We start from the raw sequence: 17,653 nt of genomic DNA on the forward strand, positions 1-17,653 counted from the left end.
TTTCCCCGATCAGATACTTCAAAATAATGGATAAAGATCTTTGAGGTCGAACGGATAATATTTCAAATTAGGAGTTGAGGGAGTCTCGTAGCTCCTCATAAAGTAATTTTGTATTCCTGATGGTATTTTTGATATTGAAATTTGTATCAATCTGTTTCCGGGCATTTTTGGCAAAAAGCCTGCGCTTTTCCGGATCGTGATACACCGTTAAAATGGCCTCAGCGATGGCTTTTGGATCTTTTGAAGGGAACACCAGGCCGCATTCCTCATGGATGACCAGTCCTTTGTTACCCGGAATATCCGTGATCAGTGGACAGATGCCGAGGCTCATGGCTTCAATGACCGCTTTGGTCGTAGCTTCCCCGTACAAAGAAGACAACACAAAAGCATCACTGGCCTTTACCACATTAAGCACATCTTTGCGAAAACCAAGAAAATGAATCTTGTCCCGGTTGGGGCTTCCCGAAATGATCTTTCTGTTTTCCGGGGTATCCAGATTCCTGCCCACAAGTAAATAATGGATGGGCAAATCAGCGGAAATATGGCTTGCAGACCTAAGCAAATAGGAAATGCCCTTCATGGGTCTGGCATTACAGACGTTGGTAACAATAAAAGCATCGTTGGGCAGGTTCAATTCGGAAAGTCCGGCAGGTTCTATGCCATCATACCACTCCAGGTTGTGCCCTTTGGTGATGGTAACTGGTTTATCTTTACCGAATAACCGGTTGCGTTTGATCAGGTCCCGGGTAGCGTCGGCGATACAGAATATTTTGTCCACCCTGGGACTGAGATATTTAAAATAGGCCGTTGGGTCGTACCAATGGATATTCCCGGTATAACCGCGGTAAAGCACCACTTTAACGTTCAGCTTCCTCGCCGCCCGAAGGCCTGAGACTATGGCCTTCCCGTTAAAAAGGTGCATCACGTGATACCCTCCAGTGGTGAGTTCATGTCGAATAAACCGAATCTCCTCTTTATCAAATTTATGTCTGGGATGGAAATCGATAACTTTTATACCGGCAGACCGGAAAGCCTCGACATAAACGGCTTCACCATAAGTCATTACGGTCACTTCTACCCCTTCCCGGGCCAGGCCGATAAACAATTCCGCTTCCGGACGCACCGAAACCGTATCCCTGTAATCACTGATTACCAATACTTTTAAATTCACATCAATGGCATTTGTGCAAAAAAACGACAAATAAATTGAAATGAATGACTCTCCAGGGAACTTTTCCCCTCATTCATTTTGTTGATAAGTCCGTATGAGGTTAAATTAAGGTTATTTAATTATTAAACAACCCGTTTTAACGAAGACTATTTTTGCATTTAAGCAAATTAGCCATATTTTTATTACTATAATAAATTTTATCATTATCATCGATTTGCCATGAAATGGAGAAGACTTAACGGACAACGCATTGAAAAACCTATTCTCAAAGTAGTTGAAGAGACTCTTCAAAAAGAGATCGCCCTGGGCCACAAAATGAAAGTTTGTATCGGAACAGATTCCCAGGTAAGAGGAAAGGTGGTAGAATTTGCGACGGTGATCGTGTTCCTTAGAGAGAAAAAAGGAGGGTTCATGTTTATCAGCAACGAAAGTTTAACCCAAAAAATGGGCATTAAAGAACGAATGATTTCCGAAGTGGCACGGTCCATTGAAGTGGCTTATTCCCTCTGCGATCTCCTCGACCGGTTCCATATAGAACTGGAAGTCCATGCCGATATCAATACCGACCCGCACTTCGAGTCCAATGTGGCGCTCAAAGAAGCCATGGGATATATCCTGGGAATGGGATTTGTTTTCAAGGCAAAACCAGATGCTTTTGCGAGTTCTTCCTGCGCGGATAAAGTGGTCTGAGGATTTGTAATTCATTCAGGATTACTTGTTTCTTTAAAAAGTTCCTTGAATGAATTAAGTATGCTCAGGACTTAAAATTAGTACATTGTACTATATTGAGTTTCAAAGAAAAAACGCTTAAACTTTTATTTAGTTACGTTAGTTAAGAAGCCATTCGTGGTCCAAACCGCGGGTGGCTTTTGTGCAAAATCAGGGGTTTCCTAAAGCCGGCCAAACAAATCTACCAAAGCCATTACCATCTTATCCCACATAAACAGCCCTTTATTTTCCCGAACCCCTTGCGTCATTTTATCGAGGTTTTCCTTTTCGAAAAAATCCAGCACGGCTTCCGCTACGGCCGCAGCATTTACCTCCACGACATACCCCACCTTTCCATTTTCCACGATTTCCGGCAATCCGCCGACCCTGGTGACCACCATTGGCGTTTCAAAATGGTAAGCCAGTTGGGAAATACCGCTTTGAGTAGCAGATTTATAGGGTTGCACCACCAGGTCGGAGGCACCAAAATAGTATTTTACCTGTTCGTTGGGAATAAAGTGGTTGTGCAAAACAACCTTATCCTGAAGGTCAAATTTTTGGATCAGCTGCAAATATTTTTCTTTATCGCCGTAAAATTCCCCGGCAATAATCAATTTTACGGGAAGGGCCTTAATCCGCTCATCTCTAATGGCTTCCAGCAAAAGATCCAGTCCTTTATAGTCCCTGATAAATCCAAAAAAAAGAAGATACCGAACCTCCTTTGAAAGTTGTAACTGTTCAAGTGCTTCCTTTCTGGAAACGATGGGCCCGTAATTATCAAAAATGGGATGAGGGGAATAAACCACAGGTTTTTGGGGAGCAAACCTCCCTGCATCCTCTCCAACAGACCGGGACATCACGAGAAAACCATTTACACTTTTACAAAAATATCTTGTAAACAAGACATCTCCGGGTCTCTTTTCATGGGGAATGATATTATCGGCCAGGGCAATGACTTTGGTCTTTTTATTGGAACGGGCAATCCGTGCCACGGTTCCCAGGGAAGGGCCCATAAAGGGCAACCAGTACCTGATGATGAGCAGGTCAGGGCACAATTTTTTCAAATACAACCCGGTCATCAGCCAGTTGAACGGATTAACCGAATTCAAACGGGTTTCGATCCTGACATTTTCAGGGGGTGGGTCATCCGTAAATTGAGTGGCTCCCGGGAAGAGAAAATTCGGATACTGCAAGCGGAAAGAGACCACCACCACTTCATATCCAAGGTGGTTGAGTTCCAGAGCCAGACGCTCGGAGGAAGCAGCAATGCCTCCACGAAGCGGGTGTGCCGGAGTTAACAGTACTATCTTTTTTAATTCCATGCAGTAAATTTGGTTTCCAAAAGGCCGTTAATGAACTTTAACCTTTAGTTTTTTGCCTTTCTCCAATACGTTTGGCCACCAGGTAGTTATTTCGGTCCGGGGCGTTTCTTATCACCAGTTCGGCAAGAAATCCGGTCACAAACAACTGGGTTCCGATGATCAGCATCACAATGCCAAAGAAAAACAAAGGACGATCTGCCATCCCGTATTCGTTGTAAAAAAACTTTTCGAAAGACAGGTAAATGAGTATTAAAAACCCAAGAAAAAAGGACAATGTGCCCAGGGTGCCAAAAAAATGCATGGGTCGTTTTCCGAATTTGCCCACGAACATCAGGGACAACAAATCCAGGAAACCGGTAATGATCCGCGACACTCCATATTTACTATAGCCGTATTTCCGGGCGCGATGATCGACCACCTTCTCTCCTATTTTGGTAAATCCTGCCCATTTGGCAAGGATAGGAATCTGGCGATGCATCTCTCCGGAAACTTCAATACTTTTGACCACATCGTTTTTGTAAGCCTTCAACCCGCAGTTGAAATCGTGCAGGTAAATACCACTCGCCTTGCGCATCACATAATTAAACAATTTAGAAGGCAAAGTCTTTGAAATAGGATCATGGCGTGTTTTTTTCCAGCCGGATACCATATCAAACCCTTCTTCCATGATCATCTTGTACAATCCGGGAATCTCATCCGGGCTATCCTGCAAATCCGCATCCATGGTGATGACGACATTACCTTCGGCCACTTTGAAGCCTGTATTTAACGCAGGAGACTTCCCATAATTTCTTCGAAACTGAATCCCTTTTACACATGGATTTTTAGCCGCCAGATCTTCCACAATGCTCCATGAACCATCCTTACTGCCATCATCAACCAGAACGATCTCATAAGAATAATGATTCTCTTCCATTACCCGACGAATCCAGGCTTCCAGCTCCGGCAAAGACTCTTCTTCATTAAACAAAGGAATAACTAATGAAATATCCATGGAATAGTGAATTAATTGAAGTAAGTAAGGACAAATTGGATTTAAACCCTGTTCAAAAACGCAGACAATCCAAGCGCAAGTATAAATCCTCCCAACAAGCTGTATGCATAGCTAAAAATAATATTCCTTACCGTAACGGCCGTATCGATGGCCGCTTTCTGCTCATTGGTATAGATATCACTTTGTTGCATCAGGTCAGCTTGTAATGGTGCCAGTTCAGGAGCAAAGGTCGTAAATTGGAAATAATAAAATACATAAAAGACCAGATTAGCGACGGCAAAAACGCCGAAAGCTTCTCTCAATCCTAATCGGACACCAATTTTTGCAGGCTCCCTGGCCACGCGGTACATGGCCCAGATATAAATAATCAGTGACCCCCACCACAACCCCGGGGAAAGCATCCATGCAGGCTCTGAAAAATAAAATAGCAGGAACAACACCACGGTGCTGATTCCTGCTATTATTCCGTATTTTAATTTTGAATCCATCAGCAGTTCTTTTGCGCAAAGATGGCAGTCTGCCCGCTAAACTTCAAACCTTTTGGAAAGTTTTGAAAGGTATTAACGCAAAAATGAAATCCTACGGAGCCCAAAACCATACAAAACGAGATAGATTACATGGTTTCAGGAACACTTTTCTTCATGATTAACCCTACAATCGCCGCTACTACAGCATTGATTCCCAGGGCCATCGGCAAAGCACCCACAAGGCTCTTTTGTTTGTCCATCTGATCTCCGGCTTTGGACATGGCTTCTTCTATGGTCGCTTCATCCATGCCCATCTTTTCATACATTTCCCGGATACAATCCATAGAATTTGACAATAATTCCGAATCGATATAGTTGAAATAGACATAGTTGAAAATCTGACCAATGATAGTCATTATTATGGCAATCAAAAATCCAACCAGAAAAGCTCTTCCGAAGGAAATATATCCTCCGAGTTCATCATCCCGGTGTTTCCGGATACCATAAACCAAAACCCCGATATAAATCACGATGGATACCAGGCCAAAAATGGCCGTCATGGCAATACCATTACATGGACTTGAAAGGCCGGTCAAATTTCCAATAAGGCCGAAGATAATGGTGATCATAGCACCGATAACACCGTAACGAAGCACGGTCTGCATGTAAGAAACGGAGGAAGGATCCGTAGATGGAGGTGTATCTAATACATTACTCATAATGATAAAAGTTGGTTAAATAAAATACTTATTTCCCTCTCAAGATGCGACAATTTCTGTGGAGTGCCAATTTTTTTCGACGAAATAGTTCAAAAGGTTAAAGACTAAAGGTTAAAGGCTAAAGTGACGTATAGAATTCCCTGGAACAATTTGAACCACAGTTTATGCTCCTATTTCCACTTTTTGGCCATTGATAATCCCCAGCACCCGGCCCTGGAGTTTTTTTCCGACAAACGGAGTATTTCCGGAACGGGAAAAAATATCCTTTTCTGCTACTTCCCACTCTACATCGGGCAGAAATAAACTCAAATTGGCTGTTTCGCCCACCTCGATTTTGATGGCCGGCAGGTTTAATAATTTACGGGGAGCAATGCTGAGCTTTTGGATCAATTCATCCAAGGTAAATTTTCCCTTTAAGGCCGACCAGGCCACTGAAAAGGCTGTTTCCAACCCAATAGCCCCAAATTTAGCGTAAGGAAATTCCAGTTTTTTCACTTCTTCTTCCAAAGGAACATGGTTGGAAGTGATCATATCGATGGTGCCCTCTTTCAATCCTTTCTTTAAAGCGGATAGGTCGGCCGAACTTCTCAAAGGCGGCAGGACTTTTAAATTGGAATCAAATTCAAAAAGGGCTGAGTCATCGAGCAATAAATTGATGGCCGCAACTGAAGCAGTGATTTTCAACCCGTCAGCTTTCGCTTTTTTGATCTTTTTGACGGAATCTGCCGTAGAAATATTGGAAATATGCACCTTGGAATCGGAATAGGCGGCCAGTTCAATATCGCGCTGCACCATGATTTCTTCTGCAATGGAAGGAATACCTCTCAATCCCAGTGAGGTGCTGATGATGCCTTCGTGCATTTGTCCATTGCCGGCCAGGGTATTATCGTGCGGATGATTGATCACCAGGCCATCAAAGGCTCTTACATACATCAGAGCGCGCAGCATCAATCCTGCATGCTGAATCGGTTTATTCCCATCTGTAAAAGCATAGGCTCCTGCCTTGTACATGTCGATCAACTCGGAGATATCCTTTCCTTCGCATCCATCGGAAACTGCACCAAGCGGCAGGCAATCCACCATTAAGTCGCGGCTGTTTTGCTGAAGATAATAAATGCCGGATTTGGAGTCTGTCACCGGGAAAGTATTGGGAAAACAGGCAATGGCCGTAAATCCGCCTGCCGCCGCCGCCCGGGTAACTGTTTGAAGGTTTTCGCGGTGCTCCAGTCCCGGATCACCCGTCTGCACCCCAAGGTCAAGCCATCCCGGAGAAACATGCAGCCCTTCCGCTAGGATCACTCTTGCCTTATCTGCCTGAAGATTGTGGCCTATTTGGGCAATTTTTCCCTTCGAAATTAAAATATCCATCTGTTTGCCATTCAAAGAGGCATGGGGATCAACTATCTGTGCTTTTTTGATGAGTATATCCATAGCGCAAAATTAGGTAATTGGATTTTCAATTTCGAATTATGTATTGGCAATTATAAGCCGAAATTTGTATTTTTTTGTTTTAATCATAGAATACCCACCGCATCATTACTCTTCAAACCACCGGTCGTTCTCCACGTACCAGTTGTCCTTCCTGAAAAGAATATTTTTGCCTTCCGGCCGGATCAGTAATTCATCCAGGTAAACCGGTTTTTGGGCGAATCTCCGTTTCTCATGCTGGAGTTTTATTTTAAACCGGCTGTTTTCTGTGGTTACTTCCATGGGCATCTCCACCAGCCCCCAGCCGTCTTCTCCAATGACGGCAACGTGGTGGTGAACCGGTTTTACCTCTTTTTTAATCACCGCTCCGTTCAGCGGGTTGTATTCTTCCAGGATAATCTCGGTACGGGCATAAAGATCCTGTTGGAGAAACATCCAGAAAGACAGGGTATATTTTCCGGGCGGAACAGCTTCTTCCATCACATCCTTTTGGTCACCAAACTGTCCCTCGTAGCCGCCCTGGCCTTTATAGCTTTTTTCGGCGGAAAGGTCGTTCCAGTCATTGTGGTAATAAAAAGAAAGGGTATCCATACTGAAAAACTCCATCCGGTTAACGGTGGAATCCGACAAAAGGCCATTCCAGGGCAATGGTCTGAGATCACCTGATCCAAACTTTTGGAAGATGGATTGACGTCTTGCTTCGATTTTTTGATCAAAAGTCTCCAGGGGAAGCCGGAAAAGCTGCAAAGGGTAATTTTCATAAACCATCTCCAGTCCTTCTTTGAGATGATCATATTTTGGCGAAAATTCCCGGGCACGGGTGGCATCCCAAAGCAGAAGGAAGGGACGGTCATCCTTTAAGTCTTTTAAAAGCTTAGGCGAGCGGTAAGGCTCCGCCACCAGTTCAAGCTGGTTGAAGGTCTGGGAAAGCGAACTGCGGGTCAGCATGGCGGCGGTCAGCGGAATCCCCGTCTGCATGGACAATGTCTGGGACTTTTGCCCTACAAAACCCTTGACGTCGATCCAGAAATTCCCGGAACCTATGTTGTAATAGGGAATAGGAATGACCGCCTGGTAATCTGAAATGTGCAGACTCTTAATATCATTAAACGTTTTGCCTGCTTCAAATTCATCCACAGCATCCAACTTAAGGTTATAGGACCGGGTATGGTTCCATCCTTCAAATAACAGCAGGGCCACTGGCAGGATCAACCAGGCTTTCCTGCGGCCGGCCTTCTGGTAAAGCCAGTAAAAGGCAACGAGGTTGAATCCGTAATAAGATACCCAGGCAAACCTGCCCACCGAACGAAACTGCTCAATGGGTTTGACATATTCCAGCAGGTATTCCCAACCGGGAATGGTAAATGGCAGGCCAAAAGAAAACAACAAAACCACCAGTGAGGTGAAGAAAAGGTTATTGAGAAAAAAATCATTTTCGCTTTTGGTGCTGACCGGAGCTTTTAGGAATAACTTCCTCAAAAAGACAAGCATCAACACAGCCCCGGTAAGGATGGCCACCGCACCGAGATAAGCCTTGTTTTCCACCGCCCATTGCTTCAGGCCCCATCCTTGAAAATAAGGCTGTGCAGAAGAAGTGAAAATCCCTTCTATTTCAGCATGGTAATACAAATACCCCCAGGGTTCGGAACAACGGTCCAGCACCGGATCATTCCAATAGATCCAATAGATAAAAAACAGGAGGGGCAATAATAATTGAATGGAAAAATGTTTGAAATTATGAAGGATCACTTTTATAGAAAAGTCCTTATCGCGTAAAGTGGTAAAACAAAAATAAATCCCGATCGTGAAGGCCAGGATGGCAAAATAGTAAAAATGTATCAGAGAAAAAGCCCAAACCGCAAGCGCCACTGCAAAACTCCATTTCAACTGCCGGCTCTGTTCGAATCTCAACAGGAAATAAAATACGACAGGGATCACTTCGGGATGAGCGAGGCCGTAATGCGAGCCCATGCGCTGCATTTGCGGATTGAGAAATGCCAAGCCAATGGCTACTAAGCCACTGTAAACAGTAGGTAATCCAAGCCTTTTGAAAATCAAAAAACAGAAGACAGCACAAAATAACAGGCCCAAAATCATAGACCAGTGGACAATACCGATGGTATAATCGGAAATGTCGAAAAAATGCCGGCTAATAAACCGAATGGAATTGGAAACTATAGGCTGGGTCGCTCCCGGAACGGCATGATCCCCGTAAGGATAATTCATACCTTCAAAATGAGCATACGTACTGTCGTATTTGGCGTGGTTCACAATGGCCATATAGGCCTTGTACCCGTCACCCCAGGGCTCAACGACCTTGCTGTTCGGAGATTGAAAAAAATCAGGAAAACGGAAATACAATAACACCAGCATGATCGCCGTGAGCGCAAGTATTCCTGTTATGCTGTTTTTTTTCATGAAATAAACCTTTGATGCCCCTTTGACAAAATGATCACTTGAACCATTTGAACCATTTGAACCATTTAAACCACTTAAACCATTTGAACAACTTGAACCCTCCCGACCTAAGGTACGGTTTGTCCCTGCGCTCCATTTGAACCTGCCCCCTATTTCTCTTCCACCAATTCCCCGAAAAGATCGTAATCGGTAGAGTCGATGATTTTTATATTCGCAAAATCCCCGATCCTCAGGTAATATTTTTGGGCATCTACTAAAACCTCATTATCCACTTCAGGCGAATCGCTTTCTGTTCTGCCTACAAAGTAACCGCCTTCTTTTCTGTCCACCAATACCCGGAATATTTGTCCGACTTTAGCCTGGTTTTTTTCAAAAGATATTTCCTGCTGGATCTCCATGATACGGTTGGCGCGTTCGGCCTTCACTTCCGCAGGAATGTTGTCCTCCAGTTCATAAGCCCGGGTATCTTCTTCATGGGAATACTGGAAAACGCCCAGCCTTTCGAATTTCATTTCCGCTACAAAGTCACAAAGGTCCTGAAAATCTTCTTCCGTTTCTCCGGGAAAACCAACGAGCATGGTCGTTCTGATGGCTATGCCAGGCACTTTTTCCCTGGCCAATGAGATGAGTTGCCTGGTTTCTTCCTGGGTGATCTGGCGGCGCATGGCCTGCAAGACATTATTGCTCGCGTGCTGGAGCGGGATGTCCAGATAATTGCAAACTTCCTTTCTTCTCGCCATGACCTCGAATATTGCTTCCGGAAATTTGGAAGGATAAGCATAATGCAGCCTGATCCATTCAATTCCTTCCACGTCGGCCAAGGCGTCCAACAATTCGGGGAGTCTGCGTTCTTTATAAAGGTCCAGTCCGTAATAAGTCAGCTCCTGGGCGATGAGCAGCAACTCCTTCACCCCGCGACGGGCCAATGTAGCTGCCTCGGCCACCAGGTCTTCGATGGGACGGGAAACGTGTCCTCCACGCATCAGCGGGATAGCACAAAAGGAGCAGGTACGGTTGCAGCCTTCGGCTATTTTCAGGTAGGCATAATGCATGGGCGTCGTGATGGCCCTTTCCCCGATCAGCTCGTGTTTATAGTCGGCATTCAGGATAGACAACAATCCGGGAAGTTCCAGGGTGCCGAAAAAGGCATCTACTTCGGGAATGTTCTCTTCCAGGTCATCTTTGTATCGCTGCGATAAACAACCGGTGACGTATAATTTATCGATGCCGCCGTCATTTTTCACTTTGGCGTATTGTAAAATGGTATTGACGGACTCTTCCTTGGCCAGGTCGATAAACCCACAGGTATTGATGATAATGATGTTGGGATCCTCTTCATCGGAATCGTGCACCACATCAAAGTCATTGCCCTGCAACTGGGTAATGAGGTTTTCGGAATCCACCAGGTTCTTTGAACATCCCAGTGTAATCACGTTTACCTTATCCTTTTTTAATGTTTTTGTTTTCATGAAGAGCAAAAGTAAGTAAAATGATAAATTTAAAATGGTAAATTTAGAATTATAAAAAGTGCCCCCCCTTTCAGAATGCTTGAGGAAGGGAATGAATATTTTGAAACAATCTCTCGAAAAATGCTAACTTGTTTTTCGAATTCCCCGAAAAAACCATTCCTAACGAATAAAGAGTTATGACTTTAGACAAGCCATTATTGGAAAAATTTGAGCTGCAACTCAATCCGCAAAATCTCCGGGCGTCAGCATTCCCGTCCACCCTGTTGGGGTACGGAGAAATTTCTTCCATTTTCCGACTGGACCAAATGCCGGAGATCGCCCTTAAAAGAATGCCGCTGTTTTCCGACTTGGAGCAGGCACGGGCCTATGAAGCCAGTTATTATGAATATTGTACCGCCTTGACCCAAGCTGGTCTCAGGCTGCCCGGACACGACACCCATATCATTAAAAAATCAGCCGGTCTTTTTGTTTTATATATTGCCCAGGAAAGTTTTAAGCCTGAAAATTTTGGTCATAAGTTAATCCATTCCCGGGATGAAATATTCTCCGCCGATCTGATATTGCGGATCGTCAAAGCACTAAAAATGGTATGGTCCTTTAATGAAACGGCCGCTCCCGGTTTGGAACTCGCCATTGACGGACAGATCAGCAACTGGGTTTTAAACGAAACAGATGAACTGGTTTACGTGGACACCAGTACCCCCATTTTCAAAAAAGACGGGGTGGAGCAGATGAAACCGGAACTCATCCTCAAGAGTGCGCCTTCTTTTTTGAGAGCTGTCATCAAAGTATTTTTCCTCAAAGACGTCATGGATCGTTATTACCAAAAACGAGCCGTGCTGACCGATCTGGTCGCCAACCTGTACAAGGAACAAAAAACGGAACTCATCCCGATGGCCCTGGATGTGATCAACGAAAAAATCACCGACCAGACTCCCCTTACCCCCAAAGAGATCAAAAGTTATTACAAAGAAGACAAATTTATCTGGTCATTGTTCCTCTTCGCCCGCCGCGTGGACCGATGGATCACCACCAGGATCAAAAAAAAGTCCTACGAATTCATTTTGCCCGGGAGAATCAAACGATAGCCTAATGTCTTTTTTTACCGAGTTTCCCGAAAACAAATGGAACAGTCCCGACCTGTCGGTACGGGATTTCGCTTCGCTCAACCTGGAACAATCCGGAACAAAAATAACCAACCTACCATGTGTGATACCTTTGTAGTCCTTCCAAAATCCTCCGCCGACCAATCGGTGATCTTCGGCAAAAACAGCGACCGGGAGCCCAACGAGATGCAATCGCTGGAATACCATGCCGGGCGGCAATATTCCAAAGGCGCCGTTTTACCCTGTACCTACCTGACCATTCCGCAGGTGGAAGCAACCCGTTCGATCATCATCGGCCGTCCCTTTTGGATGTGGGGAGCCGAGTTTGGCGTGAACGACAAGGGCGTGGTCATTGGCAATGAAGCCGTCTGGACCAAAATGAAGGCCAGCAAAAATGGTGGGCTCACCGGTATGGATCTGCTTCGCCTGGGACTGGAACGAGGGGATTCCGCCCTTCATGCCCTGGAAATCATCACTGAACTGCTGGCACCATTCGGGCAGGGTGGCATTTGCGGCTACCACGACAAATCCATGACCTACCACAACAGTTACCTCATTGCCGATGCAACGGAAGCCTGGGTACTGGAAACTTCCGGGCCCCTCTGGGCCGCAAAAAAAGTGGAAACCCACTACGCCATCAGCAACCGCTTGTCCATTGGGTCGGATATTGACCTGCAGCATGAGGACCTGATCGATTATGCCCGTAAAAAGGGCTGGTTGAAAAAAGGCCGCGACTTCCATTTTGCCGATTGTTACAGTGACTGGCTGTTCAGCACTTTTTCAGGTTCCGGATCCCGGGCCACTCAGTCTACCTGTTATCTGGATGACCATTACAAGGCGATGTCAGTCGAAAAGGCCATGCAGCTTTTACGCAGTCACCCGGCCCAGGATTACGAACCGGACAAGTCCCTGCTGGGCAATTCTATCTGTGCCCATGCCGCCAACCCCGTTACCCGCAATGCCACTCAAACGACGGGTTCCATGATCGTTCATTTGAAGGATGGGCAGGCCACCCATTGGTTTACAGGAACTTCAGCGCCCTGCCTGAGTATTTTTAAGCCGGTATGGTTTGGAGCGCAGGTGTTGCCTGAATTGGGGCCTCCCGGACCGTTATTTTCAACCGATAATTTCTGGTGGAGACACGAACAACTCCACCGGCTCACCCTTCCCGATTTCCTTAGGAGGAAAGCCCTGTATTCGGAAGCGCTCCAGGATTTCCAAAGCGGGCTGATCCACAAAACCCAAAAACCGGCAACAGGAAATTCCTTATTCGATCTGACATATGCGGCATTTGAGGAAGAGGACAAAAGGAGGATTTCCTGGCTGGAGAAAGTCGGGAATTTTCCTGTTGGTAAAGAAAATTCGTGGTTCTACCGCCGCTACTGGTCGAAGCAAAACAAAAATGCCAAAATACCCGTTCGGTGAGCCTTTCTTTCCCGGTGCTTCGTTTACGGCATTGCCAGTCCAAACACCTATTAAAAAAAATGTATTTGTTTGGGAAACTCACTAATTAGCAGGATATTGGGATATCAAAACCACTTTAATTTATACCCGTGTGAGCCGCCGTATTATGTGGAAAGTTAAAAGTCCGTTGGAAGATTTAGGGTTGGGAGATGAAAAAGGCATGAGGAAAGGTGGGGATCGTCACTGCGCCAATTACTCCCACTGCCAGCGTGGGCAAAAACCTAAGAATTCAAAAATACACACTTTGATAATCAGTGCTTAATAATGATAAAATGGTGTATTTTTGAGGTTTTTGCCCAGACTGCAGTTCTGCACAACTAAACAAAAAACATATGAAACTATTAACTGTAATTATATTTTTGCTCATCAATATTGTATCCTATGGACAACAACAAAAGCAAGTGTGTTTTTCATTTGATGACTTACCTGTTGTGAATTATGGGATAAAAGATTCAACGTATCAAAAAGATTTGTTTAATAAAATTGTCTTGTCTTTACAAACAAACAACGTTCCTGCTATTGGATTTGTAAACGAGAAAAAACTTTATGACGATAAGGGTATCATTCAATATCAGGTCGACCTTTTGCGAAAATGGAGTACAAGCGAACTCGAATTAGGAAATCATACATTTTCTCATCCTGATTACAATAAAGTGTCCTTTCAGTATTATACAGACGATATTTTAAAAGGCGAAATCATAGTAAAAGGCATCCTTAATGAACAAGACAAACAAATTAAATATTTCAGACATCCATTTCTCCATGTTGGCAATACTAAAGCAAGAGCAGATTCTTTAAATGCTTTTTTGATTAAGCACAACTATTTGGTAGCTCCCGTTACAATCGATAATGCAGATTATTTATTCGCTTTAGCCTACAAAAGGACAAAAGAGAAAAATGATACTGCTTTAATGAATACTATTGGCCATGACTATATTGATTATATGGAGAAAAAGCTCAAATATTTTGAAATGCAATCAAATAATATGTTTGGGAGGGATATTAGTCAAATACTTTTGTTACATGCAAGTATGCTTAATTCAGATTATTTAGATTCTCTCATTGCATTGTATAAAGCTAATAATTATGTTTTTGTCAGCATGGACGAAGCCCTGAAAGACACTGCCTACAAAACAGAGATTACCGTTTATGGAAACTGGGGCATTTCCTGGATTGATAAATGGGCTCTTTCGGCAGGAAAAAAGGGTGAATTTTTTGAAGAAGACCCAGAAACTCCTGACTATATAAAAAAATTGGCAGAGTGATCAATGAATAAAACAGCAGTGCATAAAAAAATGCTCAAGCTAATTTGCTCGAGCATGATTCTATTCGAATAATTCATTTAGATTTATCACTCCATGATTATCGGCAAACTTACACGACTTTTTTGAGTGCTGATTTCTAAAGTGTAAAATCCGGGGGCATCGGGGGCATAATGCTCCGGGGAGAACTGAATAGTACACTTTCCTGCTTGAAAATGACCCATATTTTGTATGTTCTTAATCGGTCTGCCAGTGAGATCAAAAAGTTGAGCATGAATATCTGTACTGGATGCCAGTTCCATTTCAATAGTAAGCATACTTCCGTGGGGCAGAGGATTAGGATAAGGAGCTTGTGAGAAGGTGATTCCAGCCATTACTTCGCTCACCGAATTAGTCATTTCCTTATCCAGGTAGAATGGTTCCCTGCCTATCAAAGCATCACTAGCCGCAAAATAAAGTCTATTACCAAATTCAAAGAAGTATCCGGGATTGCTTCCACCAGAACCAACCACCTGATCACTTATTATGTGAGTGCCTGCTTCGGTTCCATCACTGACAAAAAGTTCAAAGACGAATTCGCCCACGGCATTCAAGCCATCAGAACCTGCGAAATAAACTAAAGAATCGCGGCACATGTAAAAACTTTCACCCACAGCACCCGTTTCGAAAACCCCATTCATTGCTCCCGGGTATAGATCAATGATTCTATAGGTGCCCTCAATAGTTCCATTCGATCTCCAAAGCTCGCGCCCTGAATCGTCCTCCGCATTAAAAATAACTTCTCCATCACCAAATGGCATGATAGCCCTTGGGAAGATGTCACCTTCTGCTATTTCGATGTGAAAAGGATCGCCCACATGGTCATACACAAACAAATCATAACCCGCTACATCATCTCCTTCAGCAGCATAATACAGTCTTCCATCTGAATCAACAAAGTCTCTGGGATTGCTGGAATCAGTAGTACCTCCCATTTCACCGATCAGTTCGATATTTCCTTCTTCGCCATTGGTTCTCCTCACCTCAACACCTGAGTCGGTGCCCAATCCGGAAAAATAAATATATCCACCAGATTTAGTGAATCCCGAAGGAAAAGCATTGGCCGTTCCCTCGTTTAAATCAGTGATCATATACGTTCCTTCCGCAGTGCCATCACTTCTCCAGGCCTCAATGCCAAATTCTTCCGTAAACCCTGCAAAATATGCGATATCGTCAATAACAGCCAGCTCACCCGAATAACCGCTTAATCCACCGGCAGCTATATCGGCAATTCGATAGGTTCCTTCTGAAGTTCCGTCACTGCGATATAATTCATAACCACTATCATTTGTTTGACCAGAAAAGTAAAAGAGATTGTCACCAGCTACAATATCTTCGATGCCCAGTGACAGTCCGCCTGGCTCGAGATCATAAAAGAAGGTTGTGCCTTCAACAGTACCGTCTGAAATGTAGAGAGAGCTGCAGCTGTCAGCGCTGGTAAAAATGTCACATCCTCCAAAAAAGGCGTGATTACCTAGCCGAATGATGTCGGTATCCACCAAATATCCACCTAAACCTATAGTTCCATTCTCTGTACCATCACTTGCGTATAAATAATTCGTTTCAAGAATATTATTGGCTTGAAAAATGAAGATTTCATCGGTAACAGCGCACCAGTTGGAAGGAGATGAACTGCCATTTCCACCCAAGGTTTCAATGTCTTTCAATAAAGTTTGTGCAGTCATGGTAGAGGCACAAAAAATTAGGATGAAATAAAATAATAGTTTGGTTTTCATTGCGCTTGTTTTTTTATAATTGAATGAGTAAATCAAGTGATTGAGCATTTAAAACTGAGGACTGACTAGTTAATAGATATAAGGCGTGAGCCTGGTTTTTCCTGTGAAAATTTAAAATGACTCATTTCAAATTTATTAATTTTTTCTTACATACCAAAATACTCGTTCGTTGAGTCTTCCTTTTCCGATGCTTCGTTTGTGGAATTACATGGTCAAACACGTATTAAAAAAAAGTGCATTTGTTTGGGAAACTCACTAATTATCAGGATATTCGGATAATAGAACCACTTTAATTTATGCCTATGACAGCCGCCGGATCATCCGAAATCTAAAAAGTGTGCTGGAGGATTTAGGGCTGGGAGATGAAAAAGTATTTGGAAAGGTGGGGATGTTTCTTTGTAACTTATCTTGATGTCCATTTTAGTGAGGAACTCCATAGAGCATGAAACAAATTCATCCTTATTTTTTAAGCTCCCAGACAGCTTTTTAGGCTATTATAAGTGCCTTTTTAAGAGGACACACCCAAAGATCAGCAATAATTTTTTTAGAATAAACCTGCTGAGGTTGCAAGTGTGAGTTTAGTCGGGTATTTTTAGGGGCATTTAACCGAGAGTTGTGGTTTTTTGCCTAGACTTCGGTTTGCTTCCATAAAGAAAAACCAAAGATAGATGACAAAAAATATTCGTGATTTAATTTCAAAAGCGGAAACGAAGAAAGCAATAGAAACAGCAGTTCACTATGGAAATGAAAAGGGCTGTTTTAACCTTGATGAATTGGTAATTTTATCGAGTAGATACCATAAATGGGATAAAGATTTTCAATTGGGAATTGAAGATAGTAGTAAAGAATTGAATAAAATAAATTACGCAATACTCAAAATTCTATCTAATTGGGAAAAAGGAATATCAGAAAATGTTTTAGAATTAGAGGAATTCAAAAATACTAAATGTAGATTGATAATCAATAGAGAGAAAGAAATCGGAAACTTCTTTTTGGGAAAGCCATTTTACAGAAGTCCCTTGAACGATACCCCGATAGAAATTAGCATAAATGGAGAAAGCATTTCGCAGATTAAAGGAGGAGGAAGAAAAATAATAAAAGTTGATGAAGGTACACTGACATTGGAATTTAAATGCAATTATTCAGTATATGTTGCAAGTAGCAGGCGCGGAGACATGCAAAATTTTGTTGAAAAATCTGTACCGATAAGCCTTGATATATCGGATGGGGAGACCGTTAATTATGATGTCAAAATGAAAGGTGGTGCATCGGGTTATTTTAAATTGCAGTATAGCAGAAGATGAATACGGCAGCCAACAATCCATAAAATGTCAAGTTTCTCTATGCGTT

The 17,653-nt window shown here is 43.4% G+C and carries 14 protein-coding genes; 5 read left to right on the forward strand and 9 right to left on the reverse strand.

The window, feature by feature from the left end; all coding sequences use genetic code 11:
- Nucleotides 1-67: 67 nt before the first annotated feature.
- A complete protein-coding gene (locus H6571_18640) occupies nt 68-1,171 on the reverse strand; it encodes a glycosyltransferase family 4 protein (protein MCB9325762.1) in 1,104 nt (367 codons plus the stop codon).
- Nucleotides 1,172-1,390: 219 nt separating this feature from the next.
- Here H6571_18640 and H6571_18645 point away from each other — a divergent pair, with 219 nt between their 5' ends.
- Complete coding sequence (locus H6571_18645; GenBank protein MCB9325763.1) at nt 1,391-1,861, forward strand: hypothetical protein; 471 nt, start codon at nt 1,391-1,393, stop codon at nt 1,859-1,861.
- Nucleotides 1,862-2,061: 200 nt separating this feature from the next.
- Here H6571_18645 and H6571_18650 read toward each other — a convergent pair whose 3' ends face one another.
- The 7 genes from H6571_18650 to rimO all read right to left on the reverse strand — a co-directional run bounded on the left by H6571_18650 (nt 2,062) and on the right by rimO (nt 10,696).
- Nucleotides 2,062-3,201 carry a glycosyltransferase gene (locus H6571_18650; protein MCB9325764.1) on the reverse strand — a complete coding sequence of 380 codons (1,140 nt, stop codon included), beginning with the start codon at nt 3,199-3,201 and terminating at the stop codon, nt 2,062-2,064.
- Between the two features lie 37 nt (nt 3,202-3,238).
- Nucleotides 3,239-4,195: a glycosyltransferase family 2 protein gene (locus tag H6571_18655; GenBank protein ID MCB9325765.1), complete on the reverse strand. Its 957-nt coding sequence runs from the start codon at nt 4,193-4,195 to the stop codon at nt 3,239-3,241.
- A 41-nt stretch (nt 4,196-4,236) separates the two neighbouring features.
- Nucleotides 4,237-4,683: a DUF4199 domain-containing protein gene (locus tag H6571_18660; protein ID MCB9325766.1), complete on the reverse strand. Its 447-nt coding sequence runs from the start codon at nt 4,681-4,683 to the stop codon at nt 4,237-4,239.
- 125 nt (nt 4,684-4,808) lie between these two features.
- Complete coding sequence (locus H6571_18665) at nt 4,809-5,381, reverse strand: DUF4199 domain-containing protein (GenBank protein ID MCB9325767.1); 573 nt, start codon at nt 5,379-5,381, stop codon at nt 4,809-4,811.
- A gap of 162 nt (nt 5,382-5,543) precedes the next feature.
- A complete protein-coding gene (locus tag H6571_18670; protein MCB9325768.1) occupies nt 5,544-6,812 on the reverse strand; it encodes a dihydroorotase in 1,269 nt (422 codons plus the stop codon).
- Nucleotides 6,813-6,917: 105 nt separating this feature from the next.
- Nucleotides 6,918-9,227 carry a hypothetical protein gene (locus tag H6571_18675; protein ID MCB9325769.1) on the reverse strand — a complete coding sequence of 770 codons (2,310 nt, stop codon included), beginning with the start codon at nt 9,225-9,227 and terminating at the stop codon, nt 6,918-6,920.
- A 149-nt stretch (nt 9,228-9,376) separates the two neighbouring features.
- Entirely contained in the window at nt 9,377-10,696 is a 1,320-nt protein-coding gene (gene rimO, locus H6571_18680; protein ID MCB9325770.1) for a 30S ribosomal protein S12 methylthiotransferase RimO, read from the reverse strand.
- A gap of 176 nt (nt 10,697-10,872) precedes the next feature.
- Here rimO and H6571_18685 point away from each other — a divergent pair, with 176 nt between their 5' ends.
- The 3 genes from H6571_18685 (at nt 10,873) to H6571_18695 (ending at nt 14,531) form a co-directional block, all read left to right on the forward strand.
- Nucleotides 10,873-11,784, forward strand: coding sequence for a hypothetical protein (locus tag H6571_18685; protein MCB9325771.1), 912 nt, complete (start codon nt 10,873-10,875; stop codon nt 11,782-11,784).
- Nucleotides 11,785-11,901: 117 nt separating this feature from the next.
- A complete protein-coding gene (locus tag H6571_18690; GenBank protein ID MCB9325772.1) occupies nt 11,902-13,227 on the forward strand; it encodes a C69 family dipeptidase in 1,326 nt (441 codons plus the stop codon).
- Nucleotides 13,228-13,598: 371 nt separating this feature from the next.
- Nucleotides 13,599-14,531, forward strand: a complete 933-nt coding sequence (locus H6571_18695; protein ID MCB9325773.1) for a polysaccharide deacetylase family protein — start codon at nt 13,599-13,601, stop codon at nt 14,529-14,531.
- 86 nt (nt 14,532-14,617) lie between these two features.
- On the opposite strand, the gene H6571_18700 is transcribed toward H6571_18695, so the two are convergent.
- Entirely contained in the window at nt 14,618-16,303 is a 1,686-nt protein-coding gene (locus H6571_18700; GenBank protein MCB9325774.1) for a hypothetical protein, read from the reverse strand.
- A gap of 668 nt (nt 16,304-16,971) precedes the next feature.
- On the opposite strand from H6571_18700, the gene H6571_18705 reads away from it, so the two are divergent.
- Complete coding sequence (locus H6571_18705; protein ID MCB9325775.1) at nt 16,972-17,607, forward strand: hypothetical protein; 636 nt, start codon at nt 16,972-16,974, stop codon at nt 17,605-17,607.
- The last annotated feature ends 46 nt before the right edge of the window (nt 17,608-17,653 follow it).

The organism is Lewinellaceae bacterium (genome assembly GCA_020636105.1).
Classification (GTDB): domain Bacteria; phylum Bacteroidota; class Bacteroidia; order Chitinophagales; family Saprospiraceae; genus BCD1.

Bases quoted from the DNA above. Each gene is read 5' to 3' on its own strand.
- H6571_18675 (MCB9325769.1), bottom strand. From the start codon at position 9,227: ATGAAAAAAAACAGCATAACAGGAATACTTGCGCTCACGGCGATCATG.
- H6571_18700 (MCB9325774.1), bottom strand. From the start codon at position 16,303: ATGAAAACCAAACTATTATTTTATTTCATCCTAATTTTTTGTGCCTCT.
- H6571_18685 (MCB9325771.1), top strand. From the start codon at position 10,873: ATGACTTTAGACAAGCCATTATTGGAAAAATTTGAGCTGCAACTCAAT.
- H6571_18660 (MCB9325766.1), bottom strand. From the start codon at position 4,683: ATGGATTCAAAATTAAAATACGGAATAATAGCAGGAATCAGCACCGTG.
- H6571_18650 (MCB9325764.1), bottom strand. From the start codon at position 3,201: ATGGAATTAAAAAAGATAGTACTGTTAACTCCGGCACACCCGCTTCGT.
- H6571_18655 (MCB9325765.1), bottom strand. From the start codon at position 4,195: ATGGATATTTCATTAGTTATTCCTTTGTTTAATGAAGAAGAGTCTTTG.
- rimO (MCB9325770.1), bottom strand. From the start codon at position 10,696: ATGAAAACAAAAACATTAAAAAAGGATAAGGTAAACGTGATTACACTG.
- H6571_18665 (MCB9325767.1), bottom strand. From the start codon at position 5,381: ATGAGTAATGTATTAGATACACCTCCATCTACGGATCCTTCCTCCGTT.
- H6571_18645 (MCB9325763.1), top strand. From the start codon at position 1,391: ATGAAATGGAGAAGACTTAACGGACAACGCATTGAAAAACCTATTCTC.
- H6571_18695 (MCB9325773.1), top strand. From the start codon at position 13,599: ATGAAACTATTAACTGTAATTATATTTTTGCTCATCAATATTGTATCC.
- H6571_18705 (MCB9325775.1), top strand. From the start codon at position 16,972: ATGACAAAAAATATTCGTGATTTAATTTCAAAAGCGGAAACGAAGAAA.
- H6571_18690 (MCB9325772.1), top strand. From the start codon at position 11,902: ATGTGTGATACCTTTGTAGTCCTTCCAAAATCCTCCGCCGACCAATCG.
- H6571_18670 (MCB9325768.1), bottom strand. From the start codon at position 6,812: ATGGATATACTCATCAAAAAAGCACAGATAGTTGATCCCCATGCCTCT.